The organism is Brachybacterium phenoliresistens, from assembly GCF_000576425.1.
Taxonomy (GTDB): domain Bacteria; phylum Actinomycetota; class Actinomycetes; order Actinomycetales; family Dermabacteraceae; genus Brachybacterium; species Brachybacterium phenoliresistens.
In genome coordinates this window covers 62,913-75,954 of record NZ_KK069988.1, presented here as the reverse complement: position 1 = coordinate 75,954, position 13,042 = coordinate 62,913, and the positions used below count along the sequence as shown (strand labels likewise).

At 73.5% G+C, this 13,042-nt stretch carries 13 protein-coding genes; 4 read left to right on the top strand and 9 right to left on the bottom strand.

Translation table 11 applies throughout. The annotated features are described in order from the left end of the window. The first annotated feature begins 16 nt into the window (after nucleotides 1–16). Nucleotides 17–820: a carbon-nitrogen hydrolase family protein gene (locus tag BF93_RS00345; protein ID WP_038369981.1), complete on the top strand. Its 804-nt coding sequence runs from the start codon at nucleotides 17–19 to the stop codon at nucleotides 818–820. Here the strand turns inward: BF93_RS00345 and BF93_RS00340 are convergent. After that, complete coding sequence (locus BF93_RS00340; RefSeq protein ID WP_038369980.1) at nucleotides 799–2,013, bottom strand: aminotransferase class I/II-fold pyridoxal phosphate-dependent enzyme; 1,215 nt, start codon at nucleotides 2,011–2,013, stop codon at nucleotides 799–801. The genes BF93_RS00345 and BF93_RS00340 overlap by 22 nt on opposite strands. Before the next feature lie 10 nt (nucleotides 2,014–2,023). Next, nucleotides 2,024–3,592, bottom strand: coding sequence for a DHA2 family efflux MFS transporter permease subunit (locus tag BF93_RS00335; protein ID WP_232226136.1), 1,569 nt, complete (start codon nucleotides 3,590–3,592; stop codon nucleotides 2,024–2,026). Nucleotides 3,593–3,677: 85 nt separating this feature from the next. Between BF93_RS00335 and BF93_RS00330 the strand changes: the two genes are divergently transcribed. Continuing rightward, a complete protein-coding gene (locus BF93_RS00330; protein WP_198025311.1) occupies nucleotides 3,678–4,271 on the top strand; it encodes a TetR-like C-terminal domain-containing protein in 594 nt (197 codons plus the stop codon). A gap of 116 nt (nucleotides 4,272–4,387) precedes the next feature. Here BF93_RS00330 and gatB read toward each other — a convergent pair whose 3' ends face one another. From gatB to BF93_RS18725, 4 genes are read right to left on the bottom strand one after another with little or no spacing between them, the layout of a single operon-like run. Continuing rightward, a complete protein-coding gene (gene gatB / locus BF93_RS00325; RefSeq protein WP_038369979.1) occupies nucleotides 4,388–5,896 on the bottom strand; it encodes an Asp-tRNA(Asn)/Glu-tRNA(Gln) amidotransferase subunit GatB in 1,509 nt (502 codons plus the stop codon). After that, on the bottom strand, nucleotides 5,893–7,407 hold the full coding sequence (gene gatA, locus BF93_RS00320) for an Asp-tRNA(Asn)/Glu-tRNA(Gln) amidotransferase subunit GatA (RefSeq protein WP_038369978.1): 1,515 nt from the start codon (nucleotides 7,405–7,407) through the stop codon (nucleotides 5,893–5,895). The genes gatB and gatA overlap by 4 nt, the downstream gene beginning before the upstream one ends. Nucleotides 7,408–7,411: 4 nt before the next feature. Beyond that, the gene (gatC, locus tag BF93_RS00315; protein ID WP_038369977.1) at nucleotides 7,412–7,708 is read right to left on the bottom strand and encodes an Asp-tRNA(Asn)/Glu-tRNA(Gln) amidotransferase subunit GatC; all 297 of its coding nucleotides are present in this window, start codon (nucleotides 7,706–7,708) and stop codon (nucleotides 7,412–7,414) included. A gap of 9 nt (nucleotides 7,709–7,717) precedes the next feature. Continuing rightward, a complete protein-coding gene (locus BF93_RS18725) occupies nucleotides 7,718–8,506 on the bottom strand; it encodes a GNAT family N-acetyltransferase (protein ID WP_051486332.1) in 789 nt (262 codons plus the stop codon). 36 nt (nucleotides 8,507–8,542) lie between these two features. On the opposite strand from BF93_RS18725, the gene BF93_RS00305 reads away from it, so the two are divergent. Beyond that, nucleotides 8,543–8,917 carry a nuclear transport factor 2 family protein gene (locus BF93_RS00305; protein ID WP_038369976.1) on the top strand — a complete coding sequence of 125 codons (375 nt, stop codon included), beginning with the start codon at nucleotides 8,543–8,545 and terminating at the stop codon, nucleotides 8,915–8,917. A gap of 12 nt (nucleotides 8,918–8,929) precedes the next feature. Here BF93_RS00305 and map read toward each other — a convergent pair whose 3' ends face one another. Further along, the gene (map, locus tag BF93_RS00300) at nucleotides 8,930–9,706 is read right to left on the bottom strand and encodes a type I methionyl aminopeptidase (protein WP_038369975.1); all 777 of its coding nucleotides are present in this window, start codon (nucleotides 9,704–9,706) and stop codon (nucleotides 8,930–8,932) included. 57 nt (nucleotides 9,707–9,763) lie between these two features. On the opposite strand from map, the gene BF93_RS00295 reads away from it, so the two are divergent. Next, on the top strand, nucleotides 9,764–10,027 hold the full coding sequence (locus BF93_RS00295; RefSeq protein WP_038369973.1) for a helix-turn-helix domain-containing protein: 264 nt from the start codon (nucleotides 9,764–9,766) through the stop codon (nucleotides 10,025–10,027). Here BF93_RS00295 and BF93_RS00290 read toward each other — a convergent pair. Together BF93_RS00290 and BF93_RS00285 are read right to left on the bottom strand one after the other, a co-directional pair. Further along, nucleotides 9,996–10,556: a zeta toxin family protein gene (locus BF93_RS00290; RefSeq protein WP_038369972.1), complete on the bottom strand. Its 561-nt coding sequence runs from the start codon at nucleotides 10,554–10,556 to the stop codon at nucleotides 9,996–9,998. The genes BF93_RS00295 and BF93_RS00290 overlap by 32 nt on opposite strands. Further along, entirely contained in the window at nucleotides 10,546–13,017 is a 2,472-nt protein-coding gene (locus BF93_RS00285; protein ID WP_038369970.1) for an NAD-dependent DNA ligase LigA, read from the bottom strand. Before BF93_RS00285 ends, BF93_RS00290 begins: the two co-directional genes overlap by 11 nt. Nucleotides 13,018–13,042 lie beyond the last annotated feature (25 nt).

Here is a 13,042-nt window from a genome sequence, read left to right as displayed (position 1 = left end):
CCCGTAACCTCGGGCCATGGAGACTCCGACCGTCCTGCGCACGGCCGCGGTGCAGCTCGCCCCGGCCGACGACCTCGCCGAGAACCGCCGCGCCGCCGCCGAGGCGATCGCCCGCGCGGCCGATGCCGGGGCGGGGCTCGTGGTGCTGCCCGAGTACGCCCAGTTCTTCGCCCCCGACCTCGCGCGCCGGGCCCCTGATGCCGCGGAGCCGCAGGAGGGCCCCTTCGTCACCGCCCTGGTCGAGGCGGCGCAGCGGCACGGCACGGCGGCCGTCGCCGGCCTCCTCGAGCGCGACGGCCGGCAGGTGCGCAACACCGTCGTCGCCGTGGACGGCACGGGAGTGCTCGCCGCCTACCGGAAGGTGCACCTCTACGACGCCTTCGGCATGCGCGAGTCCGACTGGCTGGCGGCCGGTGCGCCGGAGCAGTCCCCGGTCTTCACCGCGGGAGGGATGACCTGCGGCCTCCAGACCTGCTACGACCTGCGGTTCCCCGAGTCCTCGCGGCGCCTGGTCGATGCCGGGGCCGAGGTGCTGGTCGTGCCGGCGCAATGGGTGCGCGGGCCGCAGAAGGAGCACCACTGGCGCACCCTGCTCACGGCGCGCGCCATCGAGAACACGGTGCACGTGGTCGCCGCCGACCATGCCCCGCCGATCGGCGCCGGCTGCTCGATGATCCTGGACCCGATGGGCGTGACCCTCGCGAGCCTCGGCGAGCAGCACGGCACCGCGATCGCCGACCTCGACCCGGAGCGGACCGCCGCGGTGCGGCGCATCAACCCGGGCCTGGAGAACCGCCGCTACCGGGTGCTGCCCCGCTGAGCCCCGAGGTCGCGCAAACGCCCGGCGGCGTCCTCGAGCAGGGCGTCGGACTTGCAGAAGGCGAAGCGGACGATGCTGCGCAGGTCCTCGCGCTCGGGGCGGGCGAAGGCACCCAGCGGCACCGCGACCACACCGGCCATGCCCGGCAGCTCCCGCACCGCGGTGCGGGCGTCCGCCAGACCCAGGGGTGCGGCATCGGCCAGGGCGAAGTAGCCCGCCGCGGGCGGGGACACCGCGAACCCGGCCTCGGTCAGCGCCCCGACCAGCAGGTCGCGCTTGGCGCGGTAGCGCGTGCGGAGACCCTCGAAGAAGGCATCGGGCAGACGCAGCCCGACGGCGACCGCCGGCTGGAAGGGTGCGCCGCTGACGAAGGTCAGGTACTGCTTGATCGCCATCACCTGCTCGATCAGCGCGGCCGGCCCGCTCACCCAGCCGATCTTCCAGCCCGTGACGCTGAAGACCTTCCCCGCCGAGGAGATCGACAGGGTCCGCTCGAAGCCGCCCGGCCGCGCGGCGATCGGCACGTGCGGGGCCTCGTAGGTGAGGTGCTCGTAGACCTCGTCGGTGACGATCAGCGCGTCGTGGCGGTGCGCGAGGGCGATGATCGCGTCCAGCGCCTCCGGCGCGAGCACGGCGCCGGTGGGGTTGTGCGGGCTGTTGACGAGGATGACCGCGGTGCGGTCGGTCACCGCCGTGCGCAGGCGCTCGAGGTCCAGCCGGTAGTCGGGGCCGTGCAGCTCCACGGGGACGATCTGCGCCCCGGCCAGCGCCGCGAGGGCGACGTACGCGTCGTAGTACGGCTCGAGCACGACGATCTCGTCCCCGGGGTTCAGCTGCGAGAGCAGGGTCGCCGCGAGCGCCTCGGTCGCCCCGGCCGTGACGAGGATCTGCGGGTCCTCGAGGGAGATGCCGTGGAACCGGCGCTGATGCTCGGCGATCGCCGCGATCAGGTCCGGCTCGCCGCGGCCGGGCGAGTACTGGTTCACCCCGTCGCGGATCGCTCGGATCGCCGCCTCGGTGACCTCGGGCGGACCGGGCTCGTCGGGGAAGCCCTGGCCGAGGTTCAGCGCCCCGGTCCGCCGGGCGAGCGCCGTCATCTCGGCGAAGATCGTCGGTGCCGGGGCCCCGTCCGGGCCCAGCAGTCCGGCGGCCGCGGCGGCGCGGCGCCAGGGAGCATCGGGAGCGTCGTTCACCTGCGTCAGGCTACGCGATGCCCGCGGCGGATCGGGCGCGCGGCGTCGCGGGGCGCGGCGTGAGGGCGGTGGCGGCGACGACCGCGCCGAGGAGGGCCACGCCGGCGCCGACGAGCGAGGAGGCGTGGAAGCCGGCGACGAAGGCGTCGTCGGAGGCGGCGGAGATCGCCGCGGCATCGGGGATGCTCGCGCCGAGGGCGTCGAGGACGGCCTGCGTCGCCTGGAGGGAGGCGGCGGCGGTGTCGCGGATCCCGGCGGGGAGCCCGTCGAGGTGGCCGTCGATCCGGGCACGGTAGACGCCGGTGAGGACCGCGCCGAGCAGGGCGGTCCCGAGCGCGCCTCCGACCTGCCGGAAGGCGTTGCTCGTCGCGGAGGCGGTACCGGCGCGCTCCCGAGGGACGGAGGCCATGATGGCGGCCGACGCGGAGGGCATGATGAGCGCGATGCCGACGCCGATGAGGAACAGCGCGACCTCTGCGATCCAGAGCGGGCTGGCGATGCCCAGGGTGGCCAGCAGCAGCATCGCCGCGGCGAGGGCGAGCATCCCCAGCGCCCCCGTGGTGCGGGCGCCGACGCGTGCGGCGAGCCGCGGGGTCCGCGCGGACAGCACGAGCTGGGCCAGGGCGAGGGGCAGCATGAGCAGACCGGTGGTGAGCACGTCGAGCCGGCGGAGCCCGAGCAGGTAGAACGCGACGGTGAACGTGACGCCGAGCAGGGCGAGGAACGCGAGCATCATGACGACGATGGAGCCGGAGAACTCGCGCGCCCGGAACCAGTCGAGCGGGAGCAGCGGCGCCGCGGCGTGACGCTCCCGGACGACGAACCCCGCGAGCACGAGGGCTCCGGCGAGCACGACCGCCCAGACGCGAGCGCTCGTCCACTCGCCGGTGTCGCCGCCCTCGATGATGCCGTCGACGAGCAGCACCATGCCCAGCAGCGAGAGCGCGACGCCGGGGATGTCGAGCCGTCCCGGGCGAGGATGGCGCGATTCGGGCACGACCAGGGCCATCGCCACGAGGGCGATCGCGACCAGGGGGACGTTGACGAGGAAGATCGACCCCCACCACAGGTGGTCGAGCAGCAGGCCTCCGAGGATCGGACCGGCCGCGACGGCGACGCCGACGCCGCCGGACCAGATGCCGATCGCCGTGGGCCGCTCGCGGGGGCTGAAGGTGTGCGCGATGATCGCGAGGGTCGTGGGGGTGATCAGGGCGGCTGCGAGGCCGAGCACGGAGCGCCCGGCGATGAGCATCGGGCCGCTGGTCGACAGCGCGCACCCCGCGGACGCGAGCCCGAACAGCACCATCCCGGCCAGGAGGACGCGCTTGCGGCCCAGTCGGTCGGCGAGGGCCCCGGCGGTGAGCAGCCCTCCGGCCATGACCAGGGTGTAGGAGTTGATCGCCCACAGCAGCTCGCCCTGCGTCAGGCCGAGCCCTGCTGGGGCGGGCCGGGAGAGGCGCTGCACGGCCACCCCGAGGATCGTCGTGTCCAGCTGCACCACGAGCAGGCTCAGCACGAGCGTGCCCAGCACCCACCACCGCCGCGGCGAGCCGTCCCATGAGGTGTTCTCCGTCGACATCCGCATCTCCTAACGCATCATATGTTGCGATTACGGTAGGGCGGATGGGGCAACGATGCAACACGTGATGCGTTAGCATGTGGGGGTGCACACCGATGCCGTCACCGAACGAACCGGCGGGCGCAGCGCCCGCATCCGAGCCGCTGCGCTCGGCGCGCTCGCCGAGCTGCTCGACGAGCAGCCGGCCGATGCCATCACGACGTCGGAGGTCGCACGACGTTCCGAGGTGAACCGGACGACGCTGCATCGGCGCTGGGGCGGGATGCCGGGGCTCCTCGCCGACCTGGCCGTCGAGGAGCTCAACGTGCACAGTCCGCTCCCGGAGGACGCCGGCGACCTGCGCACCGAGCTGCGGCAGTGGGCGGAGCGCGTCATCACCGCGCTCAATCGGCACCAGGCCGGGCGCTCGCCCTTCGTCGCCGCCCTGCTGCGCGCCGTCCAGGACGGTCACGCGCCCGGCGAGCTCCTCCAGGGGCGCCTCGACGTCCTCGATCAGATGCTCGCGCGCGCCGCCGAGCGCGGCGAGCAGGTGAGGCTGACCGCGTACGACCTCGTGGAGATCGTCCTCCTGCCGATCTACGCCGCCCGGCTCCTCGCGCCCGAGCCCCTCGCGCCCGAGCTCGCGGACCGTCTCGTCGACCGCTTCCTGACGCTCAACGCGTCGTCCCCTGGGACGTGACGCGTCGCGGGGCTCCGTCGGGTCGTCGCGGATCACCGACCTGACGGCGCCCGGACGGAACGCGGGGTGCGATCGAGACGAGCTCGATCGCACCCCGCGTCGGTGCAGCGGTGACGTCAGCCGTCGACGCCCAGCTTCTCCAGGATGATCTCGCGGACACGGCCGGCATCGGCCTGGCCGCGGGTCGCCTTCATGATCGGGCCGATCAGCGCGCCGATCGCCTGGACCTTGCCGCCGCGGATCTTCTCCACGACGCCGGGGTTGTCGGCGATCGACTGGTCGACGGCGGCGGAGAGCACCGAGTCGTCGGAGACGACCGCGAGGCCCTCCTCCTCCACGATCGCGGCGGGATCGCCCGCACCCTCGAGGACCTTGCCCAGGACCTGCTTGGCGATCTTGTCGTTGATCTTCCTGCCGTCCACGAGGCCCTGCAGCTCGGCGACCTGCGCGGGGGTGACGCCGAGGCCGTCCAGCTCCACCTCGCGCTCGTTGGCCACGCGCGCCAGCTCACCGGTCCACCACTTGCGGGCGGCCTGCGCCGGCGCACCGGCGGCGACGGTCTGCTCGATGAGGTCGAGGGCGCCGGCGTTGAGGACGTCGCGCATCTCGAGGTCGCTGAAGCCCCACTCGCCCAGCAGGCGACGACGACGCGCCGCCGGCAGCTCGGGCAGGGTGGCCCGCAGCTCCTCGACCCACTCGCGGCTGGGCGCGACGGGCACCAGATCGGGCTCCGGGAAGTAGCGGTAGTCCTCCGCATCGGACTTCACGCGGCCCGAGGACGTCGATCCGGTGTCCTCGTGGAAATGCCGGGTCTCCTGGATGACGGTGCCGCCCTGATCGAGGATCGCCGCCTGGCGGGAGATCTCGAAGCGCACCGTCCGCTCGATGGAGCGGAAGGAGTTGACGTTCTTCGTCTCGGTGCGGGTGCCCAGCGGCGCATCGGGCGAGGTGCGCAGGGAGACGTTGATGTCCGCACGCACGTTGCCGCGCTCCATGCGCGCCTCGGAGACCTCCAGCGTCCGGAAGATGTCGCGCAGGGTGCGCACGTACGCGGCGGCGACCTCCGCGGCCCGCTTCCCGGTGCCGGGGATCGGGCGGGTGACGATCTCCACCAGCGGGACGCCCGCACGGTTGTAGTCGACCAGGGAGTGCGTCGCCCCATGGATGCGCCCGGTCGAGCCGCCGACGTGGGTGTTTTTGCCGGCGTCCTCCTCCATATGGGCGCGCTCGATCTCCACGCGGACGATCTCGCCGTCCTCCAGCTCCACGTCGACCCAGCCGTCGTGGGCGATCGGCTCGTCGTACTGGGAGGTCTGGAAGTTCTTGGTGAGGTCCGGGTAGAAGTACTGCTTGCGCGCGAAGCGGCACGACTCGGCGATCTCGCAGTTCAGCGCGAGACCGATCTTGATCGCGTACTCCACGGCCTTGCGGTTGACCACCGGCAGCGTGCCGGGCAGGCCCAGGGAGACCGGGGTGATCGCCGTGTTCGGCTCGGCGGCGAAGATGTTCGGCGCACCGTCGAACATCTTGGTGGCGGTGCCCAGCTCCACGTGCACCTCGATGCCGAGCACCGGGTCGTAGCGCTCCAGGGCGGTGTCGAAGTCGACCAGGTCCACAGCGCTCATCGCGCGATCCCTCCACTCAGTTCCGGGGCCTGGGCCAGCAGCGGCCCGCCCCACGAGTCCTCGAGCAGCGCCTCGAGCGCGCCGCCCACGCGGTACAGGCGGTCATCGGCGCGCACCGGGGCGAGGAACTGGATGCCCGCGGGCAGCCCGTCCTCCGCGAGACCGCTGGGCAGCGAGATGCCCGGGGTCCCGGCGAGGTTCGCCGGGATGGTCGCCACGTCGTTGAGGTACATCGCCAGCGGGTCCGAGGTCTTCTCGCCGAGGCGGAAGGCGACGGTCGGCGCGGTCGGCGAGGCGAGCACGTCGACGCTCTCGAAGGCCGCGGCGAAGTCGCTCTGGACCAGCGTGCGCACCTTCTGGGCGCTGCCGTAGTAGGCGTCGTAGTAGCCGGCCGAGAGCGCGTACGTCCCCAGCAGGATGCGGCGCTTGACCTCGTCGCCGAAGCCGGCGCCGCGGGTGGCCTTCATGACCGCCTCGGCCGTCGGGCTCTCCTCGGGCACGACTCGCAGGCCGAAGCGCATGCCGTCGAACTTCGCGAGGTTGCTCGAGGCCTCCGAGGGCATGATCAGGTAGTAGGCGCCCAGCGCGTACTGGAAGTTCGGGCAGGAGACCCGGACGATCTCCGCGCCGGCGCCCTCGAGCGCGGCGAGGGACTCCTCGAAGCGGGCCCGCACCAGCGGGTCGAAGCCCTCCCCCTCGAGCTCCTCGATGACGCCGATCCGCAGGCCCTTCACGTCCTGCGCGCGGGCCGCCTCGGTGAAGGAGCCGAAGCCGCCCTCCAGCGAGGTCGAGTCGCGGGGATCGTGCCCGCCGATCAGCTCGTGCAGCGCCGCGGCGTCCTGCACGGTGCGGGTGACGGGGCCGGCCTGGTCCAGGGAGCTGGCCATCGCGATCAGTCCATAGCGGGAGACCGAGCCGTAGGTGGGCTTCACGCCGACGGTGCCGGTGACCGATGCCGGCTGGCGGATCGAGCCGCCGGTGTCGGTGCCGATCGCCAGCGGCGCCTCGTAGGCGCCGACGGCCACGGCGGAGCCGCCGCCGGAGCCGCCGGGGATGCGCTCGCGGTCCCACTGGTTGCGCGTGGGGCCGAAGGCGCTGTTCTCGGTGGAGGAGCCCATGGCGAACTCGTCCATGTTGGTCTTGCCGAGGATCGGCAGGCGCGCCGCGCGCAGGGACTGCACGAGCGTCGCGTCGTACGGCGGGATCCAGCCCTCGAGGATCTTCGAGGCGGCGGTCGTGGGCATGCCCTGCGTGACCACGACGTCCTTCACGGCGACGGGAACGCCGGCCAGCTCGTGCAGCTCCTCGCCGGCCGCGCGGGCGGCATCGACCTCACGGGCGGTGGCCAGGGCCTCCGCCTCGCTGACGTGCAGGAAGGCGTTGAGGTCGCCGTCGACGGCGGCGATGCGATCGAGGTGGGCGCGCGTGAGCTCCTCGGAGGACAGCTCGCCCTCGCGCAGCGCGCGCGCCTGGTCGATCGCGGACAGGCGGATCGGATCGGTGGTGCTCATCGGGTCACTCCTCCCCCAGGATCTGCGGGACGCCGAAGCGCCCGTCCTCGGCATCGGGGGCGGCGGCGAGCGCGGCCTCCTGCGTGAGGGTGTCGGTGACGACGTCCTCGCGGAAGACGTTCGTCATGGGGATGGGGTGGCTGGTGGCGGGCACGTCCGAGGTGGCGACCTCCGACACGGATGCGACAGCGTCCATGATGGCGTCGAACTCCCCGGCGAAGCGGGAGATCTCGTCATCGGTCAGCTGGATCCGTGCGAGGTCGGCGAGGCGTGCGACGTCGTCTCGTCCGATCGTTGGCATGGGTCCATCCTAGGTCGCCCGGCCGGGAGGCCGCGCATCGGGCCCGATGCGGTAGTGGTACCCGGCGAAGCGGGCGAACCCGAGGCGGCGGTACAGCCGCAGCGCGGCGGGATTGTCGGTCTCCACCTCGAGCAGCGCCTGCTCGGCCCCGGCCGCGGCGGCCGATGCCAGCAGCGACTGCGTCACCGCGCGGCCGAGCCCTCGGCGCCGGTGCGCCGGATCGGTGGCCACGCAGTTCACCACGGCCGTGCGGCGCCGGCCCTGGTCCACGAGCGCGGCGCGGCCGACGGCCGTGTCGGACACGGCGACGTGCACGGCCGGCGTCCCCGCCAGGATGTCGCGCACGGTCTCGCGGGCATGCTCGCCCTCGCGGGGGCTGAGCCGCCACAGCGTCTCGAACCAGTCCTCGGGAAGGGGGCCGACGTCGATGCGGGCCGCCGGGTCCGGGGTGTGCGCGCCGGTCAGGGGCAGGGCCAGCAGGTCGCAGACCGGGCCGATGCGGTAGCCCCGCGCCGCCAGCAGGTCGTCGAGCGCATCGGGTCCGTGCCCGGGCAGGACGCGGAACAGGGGACGCTCCCCGGTGAGGGCGCAGAGCTGCTCGATGCGGTCGACGGCGCCGGCGGGGTCCGCCGGGGCGTCCAGGGCCACGGCGCTGTTGGCCCGGCGGGTGACGCCGCGCGATCGGAGCAGGGCGAAGCCCTCCACGTCGATCCGCGCGAGCGGGCGCCACCCTCCCAGGAGCGTCTCGACCAGGCCGGATCCGGAGGGCGGGGCGATGCGGGGGCGGCGCGGCGTCATCGGCCGATCGTATCGCCGGCGTGGCAGTCTGGAACCATGAGCACCCTCACCCTGGATGAGGTCCTGCCCCTCGAGCGCGCCGGCTGGGACGCCCTGTGCGCCTCCCGCGGCGGTGCGTTCTACGGCGGGATGATGACCGACGACGCCGTGTTCGTGCTGGTCGACGGCTCGGCCCTGACGCGCGACGAGGTGGTCGCCTCCTTGGACGGCGCCCCGGCCTGGGACGGGTACGAGATCTCCGGGGCCCGGCTCGTGCAGGTCGGGCAGGATGCGGCCGCGATCGTCTATCGGGCGCGCGCCGTCCGCGACGACCTGCCTGCCCCCTTCGAGGCCCTCATGTCCAGCATCTACACGGTGCGCGACGGGCGCCCGCGCCTGGCGCTGTACCAGCAGACGGCGCTGCCGCGCTGAGGCCCCCCGCGCTCAGGCGGACGGCGGCAGGGTGAGGACCTCGGCCTCGCCCTCGGTGATGAGCACGGTGTGCTCGGTGTGGGCGGCGCGGGATCCGGTGGCGCTGCGCAGCGTCCAGCCGTCGGGGTCCGTGATCAGACGGTCGGTGTCCTCCATCACCCACGGCTCGAGCGCGAGCATCAGCCCGGGCCGCAGGCGCAGGCCGCGGCCGGGCCGGCCGATGTTCGCCACGTGCGGGTCCTGGTGCATGGTCGAGCCGATGCCGTGCCCGCCGAACTCCCGGTTGATCCGGTACCCGGCGGCGGAGAGCTCCCGTCCGATCGCGTGCGAGATGTCCCCGATGCGCGCGCCCCCGGTGGCGGCCGCGATGCCGGCGGCGAGGGCCGTGCGGGTGGCGGCGATCATGTGCTCGTCCTCGGGGCGGCCCGCGCCTCCGACGACCATGCTGAGGGCGGCATCGGCCGCGACTCCCTCGAGGGTGAGGGCGAGGTCGAGGGTGAGCAGGTCGCCCTCGACGAGCTCGAGGTCCCGGGGCATGCCGTGCAGCACGGCATCGTTCACGGCGGTGCAGATCCAGTGGCCGAAGGGGCCGGACCCGAAGGAGGCCTCGTAGTCCACGTAGCAGGAGCGCGCCCCGGCGCCGAGGATCATCTCCCGGGCCCAGCGGTCGATGTCCAGGAGGTTCGTCCCGGGGACGGCGCGGGTGCGCAGCGTCGCGAGGATCTCGCCGACCAGCGCTCCGCTGCGGCGGGCGCGGGCGATCTCGGCAGGGGTCAGGATCTCGATCACGGCGTACCTCCGGTATTCCTATCCCGGTAAGACTATCCCGGTATTAGAATCGGCGCCATGGTCCGTCTCCCTCTCACCCCCGACGAGGTCGCACGCGGCGAACGGCTGGGCGCGCTGCTGCGCCGGGCCCGCGGCAGGCGCACGATCCTCGAGGTCGCGCTCGCGGCCGGCATCTCGCCGGAGACGCTGCGCAAGATCGAGTCGGGCCGCGTCGCGACCCCGGCGTTCTCGACCGTCGCCTCGCTCGCGGGCGTGCTCGGCCTCTCCCTCGACGCGGTGTGGGCGGAGATCAGCGCGGCGGCGCAGGAGGGCGCCGCGTAGCCGACCAGCCGGCTTCGGCCAGCACGTGCTGGGCCACCTCCCGCGGCGCCCGGCCCCGGACGTCCACGGTGAGGTCGGCGGCGGCCTCGGCCTCGAGGATCGCGTCGAGCTCGCCGCTGCGCTCGAGGTGCCAGTCGCGCTCGGCACCCTCCTCGTGGCGGCCGTGCAGGCGGCGCCGGACCTCGGCGAGGTCGACCCGCAGCCGGCACACGAGCACGGGGCCGCCGACGGCCTCCTCGTACCCCTCCCGCGCGCCGGGGCCCTCCACCACGCCGGCGAGCACGAGGCGCTGCGCCCCGGCCCGGCGGTAGGTCGCGGCGAGGGCCCGGAGGTTCTCGAGCTCGAGGGCCGTGTGGAAGGGGTCGTCCTCGGGAGCGGGCCACATGCGCCGGATCTCGTCGAGGTCGATCACCGCATGGGGCGTCCCCGCCGCGGCCAGGAGGTCCCCGATCGCGTAGGCGGTCGTCGTCTTCCCGGCGCCGACGGTGCCGCTGAGCAGCAGCACCTCGGCGCGCGGCTCAGGCGTCATCGGCCGGGGCCTCGGGCAGCGCCTCGATGCCGCCCTCGAGGACGGCGCGGAAGCCGGCCTCGTCGGTGATCGGGACGCCGAGGTCGCGGGCCTTGTCCGCCTTGGAGCCGGCGTTCTCCCCCACCACCACGAGATGCGTCTTCTTGGAGACGGAGCCGGAGGCCTTGCCGCCGCGCGCGATGATCGCCTCCTTGGCTCCGTCACGGCTGAAGCCCTCCAGGCCGCCGGTGACCACGATCGTCACGCCCTCGAGGGTGCGCACGAAGCCCTCCTCGACGTCGTCGACCATGCGCACCCCGCTGCGCTCCCAGCCGCGCACGAGCTCCTCGTGCCAGTCCACGGAGAACCACTCGCGCACGGACTCGGCGATGATCCCGCCCACGCCGTCGGTGTCGGCGAGCTGCTCGACGCTCGCCTCGCGGATCGCATCCATCGAGCCGTACGCGGTGGCCAGCGAGCGGGCCGCCGTGGGGCCGACGTGCCGGATCGACAGCGCCACCAGCACCCGCCACAGGGGCTGCGTCTTCGCCTTCTCGAGCTCGGCGAGGAGGGTCTCGGTGTTCTTCGACGGGCGGGCGGGGGTGCGCAGGCGCCATTCCTGCTCGCGCTTGTAGAAGTGCCAGTCGTCCTTGGACCAGAAGGCCCGCGAGACCCGCCAGGTGCCGGTGGGCTCCCCGTTCCTGCGCTCGGGCTGCCAGATGTGCACGTCGCGGAGGTCCTCCGCGGTGAGGTCGAAGAGGTTCGCGCCGGTGCGGACGACGGGCTCCTGCAGCCCGGGCAGGCGGGGATCGTCCTCCTCGCGGATCTCGACCGTCTCGGCATGCTCCCCGTGGTCCACCAGGATCGGGTGGCCGGCGCGCAGCGCGGCGAGGGCCTCGGGGCGGCGCCGGTCCGGGTCGGTGAGCGCGAGGGCGCTCTCGTCGCCCAGGGACTCGATGTCGAAGGCCCCGCGGGAGGCGGCGTGGGCGATGCGGCCGGTGACCTGGCTGGGGCAGTCCCGGGTGTTGGGGCAGCGCCAGTCCTTGTCCCCCTCCTTCTCGGGACGGATCTCCGTCCCGCAGGACGGGCAGGCCGTCGGCATGATGAAGGGCCGCTCGGTGCCGTCGCGCAGCGCCTCGACGGGGCCGACGATCTCCGGGATCACGTCCCCGGCCTTGCGCAGCACGATCATGTCGCCGATGAGCACGCCCTTGCGCTCGACGTCGAACTGGTTGTGCAGGGTCGCGAACTCGACCGTGGACCCGGCCACCGCCACCGGCTCCATCACGCCGAAGGGGGTGACGCGCCCGGTGCGGCCCACCTCGACCTGGATGTCGAGCAGCCGCGTGGTGACCTCCTCCGGCGGGTACTTGTAGGCGATCGCCCAGCGGGGGGCGCGGGAGGTCGAGCCCAGGCGGCGCTGGTCGGCGAAGGCGTCGATCTTGATGACGATGCCGTCGATCTCGTGCTCGACGTCGTGGCGGTGCTCGCCGTAGCGCTCGACGTAGGCCAGGACGTCGTCGACCTCGTCGACGACGGTCATGTACGCGCTGGTGGGCAGGCCCCATTCCGCCAGCAGCGCATAGACCCCGCTCTGCGAGGCGACGGGCGGGTCCGGCCACGCGCCCACGCCGTGGACGGTCAGCGACAGGGCCTCCAGGCGGGCCATCCCGGCCTCCAGCTCGAGGCCGTCCTTCTTGTCCACGCGCTGGCGCAGCCCGCCGCTGGCGGCGTTGCGCGGATTGGCGAAGGCAGGGAAGCGCCGCTCGGCCCGCACCCGCTCGAGGGACTCGTCGAAGTCCTTCCGACCGGCGGTGGTGCGCGCCTCCCAGCGGGCGCGGGCATCGGCCACGGCGCGCTCGCGCAGCTCGACCTGCAGCTCGTTCAGCCGCGCGAAGGCCGCGGTGGAGATGAAGACCTCCCCGCGCACCTCGACGATCGGGGGGTGCCCGGTGCCCGCGAGACGCTGCGGGATCTGGGCGATGTGGGCGACGTTGAAGGTGACGTCCTCCCCGGTGCGGCCGTCCCCGCGGGTCGCGGCGGAGGTGAGGACGCCGTCCTCGTACCGCAGGGAGATCGCGAGCCCGTCGATCTTCAGCTCGGTCAGCCACGCGGTCCCATGGCCGAGCTCCTCGCGGGTCTTCTCGCACCACTCGCGCAGCTCCTCGCGGGAGAACACGTTGTCCAGGCTCAGCATGCGCTCGGCGTGGTCCACCGGCTGCAGCTCGCTGCCGATCCCGCCGCCGACCGTCTGCGTCGGGGAGTCCTCCTTGGCCAGCTGGGGGTTCTCCGCCTCGAGGGTGCGCAGCTCCTTCTCGAGCTCGTCGTACTGCGCGTCCGTGAGGGACGGCGCCTCGTGGACGTAGTACTCCTCGCGCGCCTGCTCGATGCGCGCGGTCAGCTCGGCGATGCGCTGCTGGGCGCTGCGGTCCGGGGTCTCCTGCGGGTCCTGGCTCTGGCTCACCGGACCATTCTCGCCCATCGCACCGACAGCCGCAGGATCTACG

Bases quoted from the DNA above. Each gene is read 5' to 3' on its own strand.
- BF93_RS00345 (WP_038369981.1), top strand. From the start codon at position 17: ATGGAGACTCCGACCGTCCTGCGCACGGCCGCGGTGCAGCTCGCCCCG.
- BF93_RS00335 (WP_232226136.1), bottom strand. From the start codon at position 3,592: ATGTCGACGGAGAACACCTCATGGGACGGCTCGCCGCGGCGGTGGTGG.
- gatB (WP_038369979.1), bottom strand. From the start codon at position 5,896: ATGAGCGCTGTGGACCTGGTCGACTTCGACACCGCCCTGGAGCGCTAC.
- gatA (WP_038369978.1), bottom strand. From the start codon at position 7,407: ATGAGCACCACCGATCCGATCCGCCTGTCCGCGATCGACCAGGCGCGC.
- gatC (WP_038369977.1), bottom strand. From the start codon at position 7,708: ATGCCAACGATCGGACGAGACGACGTCGCACGCCTCGCCGACCTCGCA.
- BF93_RS18725 (WP_051486332.1), bottom strand. From the start codon at position 8,506: ATGACGCCGCGCCGCCCCCGCATCGCCCCGCCCTCCGGATCCGGCCTG.
- BF93_RS00305 (WP_038369976.1), top strand. From the start codon at position 8,543: ATGAGCACCCTCACCCTGGATGAGGTCCTGCCCCTCGAGCGCGCCGGC.
- BF93_RS00295 (WP_038369973.1), top strand. From the start codon at position 9,764: ATGGTCCGTCTCCCTCTCACCCCCGACGAGGTCGCACGCGGCGAACGG.
- BF93_RS00290 (WP_038369972.1), bottom strand. From the start codon at position 10,556: ATGACGCCTGAGCCGCGCGCCGAGGTGCTGCTGCTCAGCGGCACCGTC.
- BF93_RS00285 (WP_038369970.1), bottom strand. From the start codon at position 13,017: ATGGGCGAGAATGGTCCGGTGAGCCAGAGCCAGGACCCGCAGGAGACC.